This is a genomic window from Brevundimonas sp. NPDC055812 (assembly GCF_053616535.1).
Map to the genome: position 1 here is coordinate 339,875 of NZ_JBSHDX010000001.1, position 14,208 is coordinate 354,082.

Annotated in this window: 17 protein-coding genes; 8 read left to right on the plus strand and 9 right to left on the minus strand. The window is 68.4% G+C overall.

From position 1 onward, the window contains the following. Positions 1-759 carry a 3-oxoacyl-ACP reductase gene (locus ACWGL1_RS01595; RefSeq protein WP_346520066.1) on the minus strand — a complete coding sequence of 253 codons (759 nt, stop codon included), beginning with the start codon at positions 757-759 and terminating at the stop codon, positions 1-3. A gap of 117 nt (positions 760-876) precedes the next feature. On the opposite strand from ACWGL1_RS01595, the gene ACWGL1_RS01600 reads away from it, so the two are divergent. The 3 genes from ACWGL1_RS01600 to ACWGL1_RS01610 are packed head-to-tail and all read left to right on the plus strand — an operon-like array spanning position 877 to position 2,788. Further along, positions 877-1,161, plus strand: a complete 285-nt coding sequence (locus ACWGL1_RS01600; RefSeq protein WP_338576705.1) for a metalloregulator ArsR/SmtB family transcription factor — start codon at positions 877-879, stop codon at positions 1,159-1,161. Continuing rightward, positions 1,158-1,829, plus strand: a complete 672-nt coding sequence (locus ACWGL1_RS01605; RefSeq protein ID WP_452110999.1) for an SdpI family protein — start codon at positions 1,158-1,160, stop codon at positions 1,827-1,829. The genes ACWGL1_RS01600 and ACWGL1_RS01605 overlap by 4 nt, the downstream gene beginning before the upstream one ends. Positions 1,830-1,858: 29 nt before the next feature. Then, positions 1,859-2,788, plus strand: coding sequence for an alpha/beta hydrolase (locus ACWGL1_RS01610; protein WP_452111000.1), 930 nt, complete (start codon positions 1,859-1,861; stop codon positions 2,786-2,788). 152 nt (positions 2,789-2,940) lie between these two features. Here ACWGL1_RS01610 and ACWGL1_RS01615 read toward each other — a convergent pair whose 3' ends face one another. The 3 genes from ACWGL1_RS01615 to ACWGL1_RS01625 form a co-directional block, all read right to left on the minus strand. Continuing rightward, on the minus strand, positions 2,941-3,675 hold the full coding sequence (locus tag ACWGL1_RS01615; protein WP_291777389.1) for a prephenate dehydrogenase: 735 nt from the start codon (positions 3,673-3,675) through the stop codon (positions 2,941-2,943). Next, positions 3,672-5,009 carry a dihydroorotase gene (locus ACWGL1_RS01620; protein WP_452111001.1) on the minus strand — a complete coding sequence of 446 codons (1,338 nt, stop codon included), beginning with the start codon at positions 5,007-5,009 and terminating at the stop codon, positions 3,672-3,674. The genes ACWGL1_RS01615 and ACWGL1_RS01620 overlap by 4 nt, the downstream gene beginning before the upstream one ends. Positions 5,010-5,077: 68 nt before the next feature. Then, positions 5,078-6,034, minus strand: a complete 957-nt coding sequence (locus tag ACWGL1_RS01625) for a glycosyltransferase family 9 protein (RefSeq protein ID WP_338576717.1) — start codon at positions 6,032-6,034, stop codon at positions 5,078-5,080. Between the two features lie 530 nt (positions 6,035-6,564). Here ACWGL1_RS01625 and ACWGL1_RS01630 point away from each other — a divergent pair. Next, positions 6,565-7,941, plus strand: a complete 1,377-nt coding sequence (locus ACWGL1_RS01630) for a flavin-containing monooxygenase (RefSeq protein WP_452111002.1) — start codon at positions 6,565-6,567, stop codon at positions 7,939-7,941. 60 nt (positions 7,942-8,001) lie between these two features. On the opposite strand, the gene pelA is transcribed toward ACWGL1_RS01630, so the two are convergent. After that, positions 8,002-9,216, minus strand: a complete 1,215-nt coding sequence (gene pelA / locus ACWGL1_RS01635; RefSeq protein WP_452111003.1) for a pectate lyase — start codon at positions 9,214-9,216, stop codon at positions 8,002-8,004. 267 nt (positions 9,217-9,483) lie between these two features. Between pelA and ACWGL1_RS01640 the strand changes: the two genes are divergently transcribed. Beyond that, positions 9,484-10,029, plus strand: coding sequence for a hypothetical protein (locus tag ACWGL1_RS01640; protein WP_452111004.1), 546 nt, complete (start codon positions 9,484-9,486; stop codon positions 10,027-10,029). On the opposite strand, the gene ACWGL1_RS01645 is transcribed toward ACWGL1_RS01640, so the two are convergent. The 3 genes from ACWGL1_RS01645 to ACWGL1_RS01655 all read right to left on the minus strand — a co-directional run bounded on the left by ACWGL1_RS01645 (position 10,014) and on the right by ACWGL1_RS01655 (position 11,871). Further along, positions 10,014-10,595, minus strand: a complete 582-nt coding sequence (locus tag ACWGL1_RS01645; RefSeq protein WP_452111005.1) for a nucleotidyltransferase family protein — start codon at positions 10,593-10,595, stop codon at positions 10,014-10,016. The genes ACWGL1_RS01640 and ACWGL1_RS01645 overlap by 16 nt on opposite strands. A gap of 41 nt (positions 10,596-10,636) precedes the next feature. Next, positions 10,637-11,416 (minus strand): bifunctional hydroxymethylpyrimidine kinase/phosphomethylpyrimidine kinase, encoded by a 780-nt coding sequence (thiD, locus tag ACWGL1_RS01650; RefSeq protein WP_452111006.1) that lies wholly within the window; start codon positions 11,414-11,416, stop codon positions 10,637-10,639. Between the two features lie 110 nt (positions 11,417-11,526). Beyond that, on the minus strand, positions 11,527-11,871 hold the full coding sequence (locus tag ACWGL1_RS01655; protein WP_291777365.1) for a DMT family transporter: 345 nt from the start codon (positions 11,869-11,871) through the stop codon (positions 11,527-11,529). A gap of 126 nt (positions 11,872-11,997) precedes the next feature. Between ACWGL1_RS01655 and ACWGL1_RS01660 the strand changes: the two genes are divergently transcribed. Next, entirely contained in the window at positions 11,998-12,465 is a 468-nt protein-coding gene (locus tag ACWGL1_RS01660) for an SRPBCC domain-containing protein (RefSeq protein ID WP_452111007.1), read from the plus strand. Here ACWGL1_RS01660 and folP read toward each other — a convergent pair. After that, a complete protein-coding gene (folP, locus tag ACWGL1_RS01665; RefSeq protein ID WP_452111008.1) occupies positions 12,462-13,292 on the minus strand; it encodes a dihydropteroate synthase in 831 nt (276 codons plus the stop codon). The two genes, ACWGL1_RS01660 and folP, sit on opposite strands and share 4 nt — an antisense overlap. 259 nt (positions 13,293-13,551) lie before the next feature. Here folP and ACWGL1_RS01670 point away from each other — a divergent pair, with 259 nt between their 5' ends. Together ACWGL1_RS01670 and rnk are read left to right on the plus strand one after the other, a co-directional pair. Next, on the plus strand, positions 13,552-13,725 hold the full coding sequence (locus ACWGL1_RS01670; protein ID WP_452111009.1) for a hypothetical protein: 174 nt from the start codon (positions 13,552-13,554) through the stop codon (positions 13,723-13,725). A gap of 30 nt (positions 13,726-13,755) precedes the next feature. After that, complete coding sequence (gene rnk, locus ACWGL1_RS01675; protein ID WP_291777357.1) at positions 13,756-14,163, plus strand: nucleoside diphosphate kinase regulator; 408 nt, start codon at positions 13,756-13,758, stop codon at positions 14,161-14,163. Positions 14,164-14,208: the final 45 nt, after the last annotated feature.

The window sequence follows — 14,208 nt, forward strand, 5'->3', positions numbered from 1 at the left end:
TTAATCCCGCACCAGGCCGCCGTCGACCACCAGATTCTGTCCCGTCACCGCCCGGCTCCACGGCGAGGCGAAGAAGAGGGCGGCGTCGGCGAACTCTTCCGGCGTGGTGACCGAGCGCAACGGCGTCATGCTCGCGATCAGGTCGAACACCGCTTCCGGCGTCGCCGCGCTGGCGTCGGTGGTGCGCAGCAGGCCGCCCGAGATCATGTTGACGGTGATGCCCGACGGCCCCAGGTCGCCCGCCGCCGTCCGCGTCAGGCTGAGCAGGGCGGCCTTGGCGGCGGTATAGTCATGATAGGGCACGACCGGATTCTGGAACAGGTTGGTGCCGATGTTGATGACCCGGCCGAAGCCTTGCGTCCCCATGCCGGGCGCCGTGGCCTGGATGACGTTCAGGGCGCCGCGGATCACGGTCGCGAACTGACGCTCCATGTCCGCCCACGGGATATCGGCCATCTGGGCGCGGGCGTCGCCGTTGAAGCTGTAGTCCAGCGCATTGTTGACCACTGTGCTGACCGGTCCGCCGAAATGCGCCTCGACCCCGGCGACCATGGCGTCAACGCCTGCACGATCCGTCACGTCGGCCTGAACGGCGAGCGCGCGCTCGCCCAGCTCCGTCGCCAGCGCCTCGGCCTGTTCGCCGCTGCTGCGCCAGTTGATCGCCACCCGCGCGCCCTGCCCGGCGAAGGCCCGCGCCGCCGCCGCGCCCACGCCGCGCGCGCCGCCGGTGATGAGAACGATCTGATCGCGGATTTCCATGAGAACAACTCGCAGCTTCTGAACCGACCTCAGCCATAGGCCGCGCCTGCCGTGAACGCCAGCACGCCTCGCCGAACACGGGTTGTATTTAGGATATTTCCTAAGTACGATTTTCTCATGAACAGCCTGTTCAAGGCCCTGTCCCATCCGGTGCGGCGGCGCATCATCGCCATGCTGCGCAAGGGGCCGCTGGCGTCCGGCGACATCGCCGCCGCCTTCGACATGAGTTGGCCGACCATCACCGGCCACCTCAACGCGCTCAAGGAGGCCGGTCTGGTCAGCCCCGAGCGCGAAGGGCAGTCGATCCGTTATCGGCTGGAGATTTCGGCGGTCGAGGAGGCCCTGGCCTTCCTGATGGATCTGAGCGGGACGGGCGCAGCAAAAGGAGGAGGACCGTCATGACTAGAGTGAAACCGGACGCCCTGGATCTGGCCTCGATCGTTCTGATCGTCGCCGTCGCCTCCCTGGCGATCTGGGTCGGAACCGCAGGCCCGACGACGCCGATCCCCATCCATTTCAACCTGGCGGGAGAAGCCGACGGCTGGGCCCCGCGCGGCCAGGTCGCGTGGATGATCGGCGGCCTCGGCGTCGTCGCCGCCGCGACCGTCGGCGGGTGCAGCCTTTACGCGCGGCGAGCACAGGCCGATCCCGCGCGCCGGCGCAGCCTCAAGAGCGCTCAGTTGGTCAGCCTGCTGGCCTTCGCCGGCTGCATCGGCCTGATCGCCTTTCCCTTGTTCAGCGCCATCCCGCCCAGCCAGGGCGCGCACATGGCCCTGACCGCCCTGCTGTTGCTGGCGGTCGGCGCCTTCCTCGGCCGCGTCGGGCCCAACGTCGCCGTCGGGGTGCGCACCCCGTGGAACTACAAGAGCAAGCTGGCGTGGGAACGCTCCAACCGCCTGGCCGGACGGCTGATGTTCGGCCTGGGTCTGGCCGGACTGGTCGCCGCGCCGATCGCGCCCCAGCCTCTGGGGTTCAGCGCCCTGATCATCGGCGTCCTGATCGCCACCGCCTGGTCGGTGTTCGAGAGCTGGCGCGTGTGGCGCGCCGATCCGGACCGACAACCCTTCTGACCCCTGCTCATCTGACGCCGGAGACGACCATGCTGACCCTCGCCGCCGCCCTGCTCCTCTCACCGGTTTCGACGCCGGTCGAGTCGCCGTCCAACCCTGCACCCCTGCACGGAACCCTGCTGACGCCCGAAGGCGAGACGCGCGCCGCCGCCGTCATCATTCCCGGCTCGGGACCGACGGATCGCGACGGGAACAGCCCGCAGTTCGGCATTCAGGCCGCGACCTATCGCCTGCTGGCCGAAGGTCTGGCCGAACGCGGCGTCGCCACTGTCCGCATCGACAAGCGCGGCATCGGCGAGAGCGCCGCCGCCGGTCCCTCCGAAGCCGACCTGCGCTTCTCAACCTATGCCGAGGACGCCCGCACGTGGGCGGCCGAGGCGGCGGCGAAGACGGGCCGCCCCTGCGCCTGGCTGATCGGCCACAGCGAGGGCGCGCTGGTCGCCCTGGCCGCTGTCGCCGCCAAACCCGACGGAGAGGGCGACAAGGTCTGCGGCCTAGTGCTGCTGTCCGGCGCCGGTCGCCCGGCGGGCGTCGTGCTGCGTGAACAGCTGAACGCCCTGCCCGAACCGTTGAAGACTGAAGCCTATGCCGCCGTCGACGAACTGGAAGCGGGCCGCACGGTCGCCGATCCGCCCGCGCCGCTGGCCGCGCTGTTCCGGCCCTCGGTCCAGCCCTACCTCATCTCCTGGCTGAGGCTGGACCCGGCCAAGCTGGCGGCCGCCTATGACGGCCCGATCTTCATCGGTCAGGGGACGACGGACATTCAGGTGACGGTCGCCGACGCCGAGGCGCTGAAGATCGCCCAGCCGCGCGCCGAACTGGCGATCTGGGACGGAGTGAACCATGTCCTGAAGGTCGCGCCCGCCGAGCGCGCCGTCAATATCGCGACCTATATGGACCCCGCCCTGCCGTTGGCGCCCGGCGTGGTCGAGGCGGTGGCGGATTTCATTCTGAAATAAACCCCTTCTCCCCTTGCGGGAGAAGGTGGCCCGTCAGGGCCGGATGAGGAGTTTCACGACAGCAGCCGCAGCCCTTCATCTTACCTTGGAGAGACCCCTCATCCGTCAGGCTCCGCCTGCCACCTTCTCCCGCATGGGGAGAAGGAAAGCGGTCACCCGTCCAGTTCCGCCCGCGCCTGTTCGGCCAGGTCGAAGAAGCGGCGGCGGACCTCGGCGGCGAAGGGGTTGTCGTGTTCGATAGCGCGGAACACCGCCGCGCTGTCGTGGCGAACCATGTCGACGCCCTGCACGACGCGTTCGAAACTGGTCGTGGTCATCCGCGTCGGCAGCGGCTCCATGGCCAGCAGCACCTTGGCGATCAGATGGGTCAGGCCCTGCACCGTCGCCGCCTCGCGGTCGTGATCCTCTGGCGTGACGACGAAGACCTTGAGCCCCAGCGCCTTCCTGCAGAAGGCGGCGACGCGCCACGCCGCCTTGTCGCCGCGCACCGGACAGACGGCGATCCTCAGACCGGCGATGCCGTCCTTGCCGCTCTGAGGACCGAACAGGGGGTGGGTGCCGACGATGGCGACGCCTTCGGGCAGGCCGTCCAGCATCACCTCGGCCGGCTTCACCTTCACCGAGCCGACATCGAGGACCAGCGCGCCCGGCGCCAGATGCGGCGCGATCGCCGCGACCGTCTCGGCCAGGACGCCCACCGGCACGGCCAGCACCACCGTCGGACAGGCGGCCGCCTCCTCCAGCCTCGTCATTCGGGCGAGCCCCTCGCCGTCGCTGACCGCCGGATCATGGGCGAGGATGTCGAACCCCGGCGACAGATGCTTCGCGGTCAGGCGCCCGAAGGCGCCGAAGCCGATCAGGCCGAGCTTTGGCTTGAGGGCGCTCACCCCGCCAGCGTCTCCTGGAACCGCACCGGGCGGCCGTGGGCCTGACCGATCAGTTCGCCGTCCTTCATCACCACGCGGCCGCGCACGACGGTCGCCACCGGCCAGCCGGTGGCCTCGAAGCCGTCGAAGGGGGTCCAGCCGCAGCGGCTGGCCTGCTGGTCATGGGTGATGGTCTTCTTCGCCTTCAGGTCGACGATGGTCAGATCGGCGTCATAGCTGACGGCCATCCGGCCCTTGTCAGCCGTGCCGAACACGCGCTGCGCCCCGCCCGAGGTCAGGTCGATGAAGCGCTCCAGCGACAGGCGGCCGCTCGCGACGTGCGTCAGCATCAGCGGCACCAGGGTCTGCACCCCCGGCATCCCCGACGGCGAGGCCGGATAGGGCTTGGATTTTTCTTCCTTCGTATGCGGCGCGTGGTCCGAGCCCAGCACATCGGCCACGCCCTGCTGCATCCCCCACAGCCACAGGGCGTCGACGTGCTCCTGCGACCGGATCGGCGGGTTCATCTGGGCGTAGGCGCCGAGCCGCTGATAGGCCTCCGGCGCAACCAGCGTCAGGTGCTGGGGCGTGATCTCGACCGTGGCGACGTCCTTGTGGAAGCGCAAATACTCCATCTCGTCGCGGGTCGTGACATGCAGGACGTGGATGCGGGCGCCGGTCTCCTTGGCCAGTCCGACCAGACGGCGGGTGGACATGATGGCGCTTTCGGCGTCGCGGACTTCCGGGTGGCTGGTCCAGTCGCCGGTGCGGGCCAGATTGCGGCGCTCGACCAGGCGGTATTCGTCCTCGGAGTGGAAGGTGGCCCGGCGGCGCACGTTCGACAGAACCTTGCGCACCCCTTCGTCGTCGGCGATCAGCAGGTCGCCGGTCGAGGCGCCCATGAAGACCTTGACCCCGCAGCAGCCCGGCAGGCGCTCCAGCTCAGCCAGATGGTCGGCGTTCTCATGCGTGCCGCCGATGTAGAAAGCGTGGTCGGTCCACATCCGGTCGCGCGCCCGCGCCAGTTTGTCCTCCAGCGTGGTCGGATCGGTCGTATTGGGGTTGGTGTTCGGCATCTCGAACACGGCGACGACGCCGCCCAGGGCCGCCGCGCGGCTGCCGGTCTCCAGGTCTTCCTTCCATTCCAGCCCCGGCTCGCGGAAGTGGACCTGGGTGTCGATGACGCCGGGCAGGACGGTCAGGCCCGTCGCGTCGAACACCTCGCCCGCCGAGGCCTGGCTCAGGTCGCCGATGAAGGCGATGCGGCCGTCGATGACGCCGACGTCGGCCTTGCCCCGCCCGGCGTGGTTGGCCACCTCGCCGCCCCGAACGATCAGGTCATAGGTCTGGGTCATCGCGCGCATCTCCTGAAACTTCGGCGCTTATGCGCGCCGAACAGCCGGGGGCGCAAGCCGAGCGGCGATCAGGCCGCCCGTTCCGCCAGCAGCTTTTTCGTCGCCTTCAGCACCCGCTCATAGGGCAGGTCCATCATGTGCTGAATGTGCTGGTTCAGGCGCGGGTCCAGGTCCTGAAATTCCTGAAGCGTGCGCGGGCCGCGTACGGCGACGCCGGTCCAGGGGCGCTTCAGCGTCTCATCCGAAGGGCCGAAGACCGCCACCGCCGGAACGCCCGCCGCCACGGCCAGCTGGGTCCACAGGGAGTCGCCGCCCAGATAGAGGGTCGCGTGCGACAGGGCGGCCGCCGTCTGCAGCCGCGTCAGCCGTCCCTGCAGTTCGATCACCCGGTCGCGCTTGACCGCCGAGCGGACGGTCTGGGCCGCGTCGCGGTCCGCCTCCTCGCCCACGATCATCAGCCGCCCGCCGGCCAGCGGCCCGCCCTCGCCCAGCAGGGAGATGGCGATCTTGGCGTAGCGATCGGCCGGCCAGCGCTTGCCGATCCAGTCGGCGCCCGGTCCGATCGCCAGGATCGGACCGTCGCCCGGCGGGATCAGGGCGTCGGCGGCCTCCTGCGTATCGCGCCCGATGAACAGGCGGGGAGCGGGAATTTCGTCCAGTTGCAGGGTCCGCGCCGCCTGTTCGACCAGGTGGACGCCCGGCAGGGGCTTGCCCTTCACCGCCCGCCGCTGGCGCCGCAGCTTGCCCGACAGGGTCGAGCCGCGCATGTCGACCACCAGGCCCCAGTTGGTCTCGCGCACCTGGTTCCACAGGGCGATCCAGTCCCAGCGCCCGTCGCGATCAAGCGTGATCAGTCGCTGCAGGCGCGGCAGATCGGCGAACAGCGGTGCGCTGGCCGGCGAGCCGACGACGGTGAAGGTCGCCTGGGGGACAGCCTCGACCAGTTGGGCCAGCGCCCCCGACGACAGGACCGCCTCCTCGGCGTCCGCCTCGGCGATGTAGAGGATCGGAAAACGACCATGCATGAGGTGAGTCTAGCCGGATTCCCTTCGGAATTCAGCGGGAAGATGGCGCGGGCCTTCATCACCTCGCTCCAAGGCCCTGCGCCGCAGCCCGGCCATCGTCCTCCGGCCCGCGCAGCGGGCTGGGGAAGCTCGACGCTCTCGCGACTCGACCGGCGTCGCTCCTTGCACGGAACAGCCTCACCTTCACAGTGATGTGAGGTCAGAAACTTGCCTTATGCCCAGCAAATAGGCATATGTCCCATATTGATATGACAATATGCAGCCTCTGCAGCGACTATCCTTGAGATATCGTTTAGATCGCAGTTTGCTTGATCATTGTCAGTTTTCGACAAAGTGGAACGACCAATCATGACGCCTCGTGCGCATGAACTCTAATGTATTGAAATGATTTTCATCACCATCGCCGACCACCGAATTACAGCTCAATCATTACCCGTTCCGGTGGTTCGGCCCTCCTGCAGTCCCATGGGTTTTTCGGCCGCCGCGCCGCCCTGCGCCCGGGACTTCTCCCCCATCAGACCAAGGTGAATATGCCCAAGCAAAAACGTATCGCCGTCATCGGCGCCGGCCCGTCCGGCCTGGCCCTGTTGCGCGCCTTCCAATCCGCCCAGGACAAGGGCGCGGACATCCCCGAAATCGTCTGCTACGAGAAGCAGAAGGACTGGGGCGGCATGTGGAACTACAGCTGGCGCACCGGCATCGATGAGAACGGCGAGCCCGTTCACGGCAGCATGTACCGTTATCTGTGGTCGAACGGCCCCAAGGAATGCCTTGAGTTCGCCGACTACACCTTCGACGAGCATTTCAAGAAGACGATCTCCTCCTATCCCCCGCGTGAAGTCCTGTGGGACTACATCCAGGGCCGCGTGAAGAAGGCGAACATCCGCAGGTACATCCGCTTCAACACGGCGGTGAAGGACGTGGCCTTCGACCAGGCGTCGGGCCAGTTCACCGTGACGGCCCAGGACTATTCCGCCGGTCGCCGCACCTCGCAGACGTTCGACCATGTGATCGTCGCCACCGGCCACTTCTCGACGCCGAACGCCCCGTCCTATCCGGGCTTCGACCTGTTCCCCGGCCGTATCCTGCACGCCCACGACTTCCGCGACGCGGCCGAGTTCAAGGGCAAGGATGTCCTGCTGATCGGCTCCAGCTATTCGGCCGAGGACATCGGCTCACAGTGCTACAAGTACGGCGCGAAGTCGGTCACCACCAGCTATCGCAGCCAGCCGATGGGCTATGACTGGCCCAAGGGGTGGGAGGAGAAACCCTGCCTGACGCGCGTGGACGGCAAGACCGCCCACTTCAGCGACGGCACGCGCCGCGACGTCGACGCCATCATCCTGTGCACCGGCTACAAGCACCACTTCCCCTTCCTGCCGGATGCGCTGCGGCTGAAGACCAGCAACCGCCTGTGGCCGCTGAACCTGTACGAAGGGGTGGTCTTCACGCCCAATCCCAAGCTGTTCTACCTGGGGATGCAGGACCTCTGGTACAGCTTCAACATGTTCGACGCCCAGGCCTGGCTGACGCGCGACATCATCATGGAGCGCATCCAGTTGCCCTCGCGCGCCGACATGGAGGCCGCCAACGACCTCTGGCGCGAAAAGGAAGTTGAGATCCGCACGGATGAGCAGGCCTTTGAATATCAGGGCGACTACATCAAGCGCCTGATCGCCCAGACCGACTATCCGGATCTTGATGTCGACAACATCAACCGGATCTTCCTGCAGTGGAAGAAGGACAAGAAGGCCGACATCATGGGCTATCGCGACAAATGCTACCGGTCGGTCCTGACCGGCACCCTGGCGGCGCGTCACCATGTGCCGTGGATGAAGGCGTTCGACGACTCGCTCGAGGCCTATCTGCGCCTGCCCTCGACCCGCAGCCAGGCCGCGCGCGCCTGATGCAACATCCCCTCCGAACGACGAGCGTTCGGAGGGGACTATGCTCATGTCCGGCCCGGATCAGGGATTGGCCGCAGCCCAGGCCGCATAGGCGTCCAGCGCCCGCTGAGGCGAACCGATCCACCAGGAATAGCCGTTGCGGCGACCGATCGAGATGCCGTTGACGTCGTCGTGGATCGTCTGATCCTTGTCGCCGAAGATGGGCTGCCCCGTGACCAGGTCATAGTTGCGCGACCAGATCGGTCCCGCGCCGGGCTTGTCGATCAGCTTGCGGCCGTCGTCGGTCATCTCGAACGACTTGTCATAGACGCGCACCGACTCCAGCCAGGCCACGGCCCCGCGGATCGCCGCCTTGACCTCCGGCGACGGGTTCGGCTCGGCCATCAGGAACTCGAGCACGTCGGTCGTCTCGCCGCTGGCGATCGAACGCGGCTCATAGTTGCGGGCGCTGGTGGGCACCAAGCGCATCGGTTCGACCTGCTGCGGCCAGCCCTGAAGCTGATCGCCCTTTCGAACCTGGGCGGCCAGGGTGACGTCGATGGCCTTCTTCACCGCCTCGGCGGCGCGCGCCTCCAGGTCGGCGGGGACGAAGTCGAAGCCTTCCGTGCCCTGGGCCACGTCGCGCAACACCATGGCCGCATTGGCCACGGCGTTGTCGTTGAAGGTGATGGAATCGTGGAAGCCGCCTTCCAGCGGCCAGTTCTGCGGCCAGCCGCCGTTCGGATACTGGGCGTTCAACAGATAGTGGACGCCCCGGATCACGCTGGCGCGCCAGGCGTCGCCCTCGGGGCCGGGTGCCTGGGCCGCGACCTTGGCCAGATAGCGCATCTCGGTCCAGGTGGAGTCATTGTCCAGCGTGCCGACGAAGGTCCAGAAGCGGTCCGCCGGAGCGTCGAAATTGGCCGGATTCTGCTCCATGGTTTCGGCGTCGTTGGAGAAACGCTGCCCCGGCAGTCGGACGATGCTGCGGTCCTGGTTCTTGCTCCAGCCGCCCGCCGGGGTCTGGAAGCTGACGACCGCGTCGGCGACGGCGCGGGCCTCGGCCCCGGCGTACCATTCAGCCGGCCGATCCAGCGGCATGTGAGAGCTGTTGCCGCGGATGGCCAACGGCGGCGGCGGCGGCGTCGCGCCGGCTGGCAGCTCGGCGGCCAGGGCCGCACGGTCCGCCTTCATCTGGGCCTGCGACCGCTCCAGATAGGCCTGCCACGCCGGGCGCTCGTCGTCCGGCAGGGCGCCGATGCGGTCGAAGGTCAGTCCGAGCGCCGGCGTATTCATCCGAAGAACTTCGGCGTGCGCGCCGTCAGCGCCGGGAGCCGCCGCAACGGCCAAGGCTAACAAGGAAAAGGCGAGGGCGTGTTTCACTGAGGCGTTTCCCGACTGCGTTCGTTCCGAACATCATTCCATTATGTAGTCCATCATTTTGCATGGTGACATTCGATGGGCAAGCACCCAGACGGCCGCCGGCGCGGTTTTGTGCGCCGCCCCGGACGCGCGGCGTCGTCCCCTCTCCGCTTCCCGGCCGCGATGCGCTAGACCCCGGCCATGTCCCTGCCCCTTCTTCCCGATCGGACCTGCGGCGGCTGCGTCGAATGCTGCCGCGTGATCCCGCTCGACCTGCCGGAACTGGCCAAGCCGACCGGCGAACTGTGCGCCTACTGCGTCGACGGCGCGGGTTGTTCGGTGCATCAGATCCGCCCCCAGACCTGTCGCATCTGGTTCTGCCTGTGGCGCGCGGTGGAGCTGTCGGACGACTGGCGGCCGGACCGCAGCGGCGTGATCGTGCGGCCCGACGGGGTCGAGGACGGCGTCATCACCCTCTATGTCCTGCGCCGCTCGGACTTCCTGGTCGGGATCGACTTCTTCGCCACCGTGGCGGGCTGGATCGCCGAAGGCATTGAAGTGGCGCTCAGCGTCCCCGGCCCGGTCGGAACCTATCCGGCCCGCGCCGTCGTCACCGACTGGCTGCGGCCCGCCATCGAGGAGGGCGATCCCGACGCCTTCGCCGCACGCGTCCTCGCCTCGCTGGACCGACTGGCGCAACATGACTTCCAGCCGGACGGGATCACGGCGCGCTACGCCGTCGCCTGAGGCTCCACGACCGTGATCTCGGGCCAGCGGCCGCGGGCGTTGGCGATCACGCGCTCCCAGCCCCTGGCCAAGCCGCGCGTGGGATTGGGGCGAATGACCATGTCGAACACGTCCTCCAGCCCGAAGGGCGCGATCACGCTGATCGCGTCGTCAGCCTCCAGCCGCACCCCGACGGCGAAGGCCGGGGCGACGAAGCGGGCCGGAGCGTCGTCGGTGCAGGTCAGGGGCGTGTAGGGTTCGCCGAACTTGCCCTCGAACCATATGTGAACCCGCGCCTGGTTGCGCACCTCGACCTGATCGCGCACCGGCGGCGCGAAGGCGGCGGCGACGCGCTTGATGACGCCGTCCTCGGCGTCCCAGGAGGTGTCGGCGTCAAAATAGCCGATGTCGTAGTCCTTGATTCCATAGCCGATCGGACGGCCCGTCTGGACGTTCCACACCGCCTGATAGACGGCTCCCGAGAACAGCCACCAGTCAGGCAGGTTCAGGTCCCGCATCACGGTCAGCACATGCATCAGGCCCGCGTCGGCGCGGACGATCTCGGTCAGGCGGGTTTCCAGGGTCATGCCGTCCTGTGAGGGCGATTCCGCCGGCTGGCCAAGCGGCCTCAGCCCCGCACCGGCCAGGCGTGATCCAGCGGGCCGTGGCCCTGACCCAGGCCCGGCGCGCGACGGATGGCCTCGGCCACATAGGCCCAGCCTTCCGCGACGGCGACCGGCAGGGGCAGCCCCTTGGCGATCCCCGCCGCACAGGCGCTGGCCAGGGTGCAGCCGGTGCCGTGGGTGTGGCGCGTCTCGACCCGCTCGCTCTCCAGCACCGTCTCGCCGTCAGCGGTCAGCAGCAGGTCCACGACCGTCGCGCCCGGCACATGGCCGCCCTTCATGAGGACGGCGCGCGCGCCCATCTTCAGCAGCGCCTCGCCCGCCCGACGCTGGCCGTCCAGATCAGCGACCGCCAGTCCGGTCAGAGCCTCGGCCTCGGGCGCATTGGGGGTCAGCAGAAAGGCGCGGGGAACCATAAGGCGACGCACCGCCTCCACCGCTGTTTCGGCCAGCAGGGGCGAGCCGCCCTTGGCGATCATCACCGGATCGACCACCGCCGGAACACCCGCCGCATAGTCGATCAGACCCGCCACGGTCTCGACCACCTCGACCGAGCCCAACATGCCGGTCTTCAGGGCGTCGGCGCCGATGTCGTCCAGCACGGCCCTGGCCTGGGCCTCGATGACGTCGAGCGGCAGGGGATGGACGCCGTGGACGCCCAGGGTGTTCTGAACGGTGACGGCGGTGATGGCCGTGGCGGCGAACCCGCCCAGCATGGTCACGGCCTTGATGTCGGCCTGAATCCCCGCCCCGCCCCCGGAGTCGGAGCCGGCCAGGATCAGCACCCGGCCTTTTTTGTTTCCCCTATCGTCTCCGGCGCGACCGGAGAGAGGGGGATTGGCGCCCTTCTTCTCTCCGGCGCGGCCGGAGACGGCTTGAGGGGATTGGGCCCGGCTCATGCCGTCACGCCCGAAAATAGCTTCAGCCCGACGATGCCCGCGACAATCAGCAGGATGCAGACCGCCCGCACCGCCGTCGCCGGCTCGCCATAGACGGCGACCCCGATCACCGCCGCGCCCACGGCGCCGATGCCGGTCCAGACGGCGTAGGCCGTGCCGACCGGCAGGCGCTGCGTCGCCGCCCACAGGCCGATCATGCTGGCGGCCAGCGCCAAGGCCACCCCCAGGGAGATCAGCGGACGCTGCACCCCGACGTATTTCACGCCGGACGCCCAGCCCACTTCGAACAGCCCCGCCACGACGAGAACCAGCCAGGGATTGAGAGACAGAAGCCAAGACATGGCGGCTGAATGGCGGATGGCGCGCCTCCAGACAAGAGCCCTCGCCTGCTGCTCGGCGCCCGTCTCGAGAAACAAATTGGAGACGGCGTGCGTTGCCGCCTCAGTCGCTGAAGAGGTCGGGATCGAATGCGCGCCCCTGAAGTCCGCACCGGAATGCTGATCCGCCGCCCGGTCGATGAGGTCTACCAGGCCTTCACCGAGCCCGCCGTGACCTCGTGGTTCTGGTTCACTCACGGCGACCGGCGTCTGTCGCCGGGCGCCAGGGCGACGTGGACCTGGGGGATGTACGGCGTGTCCACCCGCGTCGTCGTCAAGGACGCCCAGGTCAACAGCCGCATCCTCATCGACTGGAATCTGGACGATCAGCCGACCGAGGTCGAATGGCGTTTCCAGGCGCGCGACCGGACGACCTGGGTCGAGATCTTCAACCGAGGCTTCGCCGCGACGGATGAAGGCGTGGCGGCGGCTCTGGACGCCATGGAGGGGTTCACCCTGGTGCTGGCCGGCGCCAAGCTGTGGCTGGAGCGGGCGATCGAACCGGCCTTCATCGTCGACCGCTTCCCCGATCAGGTGTCGCCGGACTGGAAACGCTAGGGCCGGGCCGCCGCCGCGACCGCCGCCTGAATCTTCAACGCCTGAACCGTCTCGCGCACGTCGTGAACCCGCACCATTCGGGCGCCGCGTCGCGCCCCCTCCAGCGCCAGGGCCAGCGAGCCGCCCAGGCGGTCGGCCGCCTCCGTCGCCGTTTCGTCCACGCCCTGGATGAGGCGCTTGCGGCTGGCGGCGTAGAGCACCGGAAAGCCCTGATCGACCAGCGCGTCCAGACGCGCCGTCAGCGCCAGATTATGCGCCGTCGTCTTGGCGAAGCCGACGCCGGGGTCCAGCCATATCTTCTCGCGCGCGACCCCCGCCGCCACAGCCGCCTCGGCGCGTTCCGCCAGAAACCCGGCGACCTCGGCCACGACGTCGTCATAGTGCGGGTCGTCCTGCATCGTCTTGGGCGCCCCCTTCATATGCATCAGCACCACCTCGCAGCCCAGTTGGGCGGCGGTCGCCAGACTGTCGGGCGCGTGGCGAAGCGCGGTCACGTCGTTCCATATCGTCGCGCCGGCGGCGACGGCGACGCGGGCCACGGCGGGCTTCATGGTGTCGATGCTGATCGCCCCGCCCCACCGCGCGCGAAGGGCGGCGATCAACGGGACGACGCGGGCGATCTCCTCCGCCTCGCCGACCGGGTCCGAGCCCGGACGCGTGCTTTCGCCGCCCACGTCCAGCACGTCGGCGCCCTGATCGATCAGCCTCAGGGCGTGGGCCAGGGCGGCCTCATGGGTGGCGAGCCGCCCCCCGTCGGAAAAGCTGTCCGGCGTGACGTTGACGATCCCCATGACGAGCGGGGGCTTCACGAGGGATTGATGGGTCATGCGACAGAGGCTCCGAAGAGGGCGGTTTGACTTTCACCGCGCCTGGGTCCAGCCTCTAACGGCAATGGAACGCTTCGTCAGCCAGGCTCGACGCCTCACCCACGCGGGACGCCGCGTCGAAGGCCTTTAACCCGTAGCGGTCCCGCCGTGCGCCCTGCGCCGGGCGCCCGCTACGGGACCCAGTTGCTTAAAGTTCTACTTCCACCTCTTCATTCTGCAGGACCGCGCCGGCCTGGGGCCGTTCGCGAAGATTTGCGCCATGACACGCCGCCCAGACACCACGGACGAGAGCCGCACCGGCGAAGCGCCGCGCGGCGCCGATATCATCCCGTTTCGAAGGCCGATCACGCCCGCCGCGCCGCCCGCGTCGCCCGCCGATCACGAAACGACCGATCCAGAACATCCCGACGATGACGGCCCCTCAGCCGCCTGACGTCGCCCGAATTTCCAGAAAGTTTTCTTCATGACCACCCCTCGCAAGGGCGCCCTACCCGCCATCACGCTTCGCAGCGACGACTTCGACGCCCTGGACCGCCTGGTCGGCGACCTGCCCGGCACGGGCCCCGCCGGCCTGCTGCAACAGGAACTCGACCGCGCCAAGGTGTGCGAGCCCAAGGCCATGCCCAAGAACGTCGTCACCCTGAACCGCTGGCTGCACTACTCCGACGACCACAGCCCCGAGGTGCGCCGCGTGCAGCTGGTCCTGCCCAAGGACGCCGACATCGACGCGGGCCGCGTCTCCATCCTGTCCTTTGTCGGCGCCGGCCTGATCGGCCTGAAGGAAGGCCAATCGATCGCCTGGCCGGACACCTCCGGCGCCGTGCGCAAGCTGACCCTGGTCAAGCTCGAGGAGCCCGAAGCGACGAACTGAGCCTCATCGCATCAGGACAAAAAAGAAGGGGCGCGCCCGGCGGGC

What these genes read in the sequence shown, in the direction of transcription:
- ACWGL1_RS01595 (WP_346520066.1), bottom strand. Translation starts at nt 759, where the DNA reads ATGGAAATCCGCGATCAGATCGTTCTCATCACCGGCGGCGCGCGCGGC.
- ACWGL1_RS01605 (WP_452110999.1), top strand. Translation starts at nt 1,158, where the DNA reads ATGACTAGAGTGAAACCGGACGCCCTGGATCTGGCCTCGATCGTTCTG.
- ACWGL1_RS01660 (WP_452111007.1), top strand. Translation starts at nt 11,998, where the DNA reads ATGCGCGCCCCTGAAGTCCGCACCGGAATGCTGATCCGCCGCCCGGTC.
- ACWGL1_RS01630 (WP_452111002.1), top strand. Translation starts at nt 6,565, where the DNA reads ATGCCCAAGCAAAAACGTATCGCCGTCATCGGCGCCGGCCCGTCCGGC.
- ACWGL1_RS01625 (WP_338576717.1), bottom strand. Translation starts at nt 6,034, where the DNA reads ATGCATGGTCGTTTTCCGATCCTCTACATCGCCGAGGCGGACGCCGAG.
- ACWGL1_RS01610 (WP_452111000.1), top strand. Translation starts at nt 1,859, where the DNA reads ATGCTGACCCTCGCCGCCGCCCTGCTCCTCTCACCGGTTTCGACGCCG.
- folP (WP_452111008.1), bottom strand. Translation starts at nt 13,292, where the DNA reads ATGACCCATCAATCCCTCGTGAAGCCCCCGCTCGTCATGGGGATCGTC.
- pelA (WP_452111003.1), bottom strand. Translation starts at nt 9,216, where the DNA reads ATGAATACGCCGGCGCTCGGACTGACCTTCGACCGCATCGGCGCCCTG.
- ACWGL1_RS01600 (WP_338576705.1), top strand. Translation starts at nt 877, where the DNA reads ATGAACAGCCTGTTCAAGGCCCTGTCCCATCCGGTGCGGCGGCGCATC.
- ACWGL1_RS01620 (WP_452111001.1), bottom strand. Translation starts at nt 5,009, where the DNA reads ATGACCCAGACCTATGACCTGATCGTTCGGGGCGGCGAGGTGGCCAAC.
- rnk (WP_291777357.1), top strand. Translation starts at nt 13,756, where the DNA reads ATGACCACCCCTCGCAAGGGCGCCCTACCCGCCATCACGCTTCGCAGC.
- ACWGL1_RS01645 (WP_452111005.1), bottom strand. Translation starts at nt 10,595, where the DNA reads ATGACCCTGGAAACCCGCCTGACCGAGATCGTCCGCGCCGACGCGGGC.
- ACWGL1_RS01670 (WP_452111009.1), top strand. Translation starts at nt 13,552, where the DNA reads ATGACACGCCGCCCAGACACCACGGACGAGAGCCGCACCGGCGAAGCG.
- ACWGL1_RS01640 (WP_452111004.1), top strand. Translation starts at nt 9,484, where the DNA reads ATGTCCCTGCCCCTTCTTCCCGATCGGACCTGCGGCGGCTGCGTCGAA.
- ACWGL1_RS01655 (WP_291777365.1), bottom strand. Translation starts at nt 11,871, where the DNA reads ATGTCTTGGCTTCTGTCTCTCAATCCCTGGCTGGTTCTCGTCGTGGCG.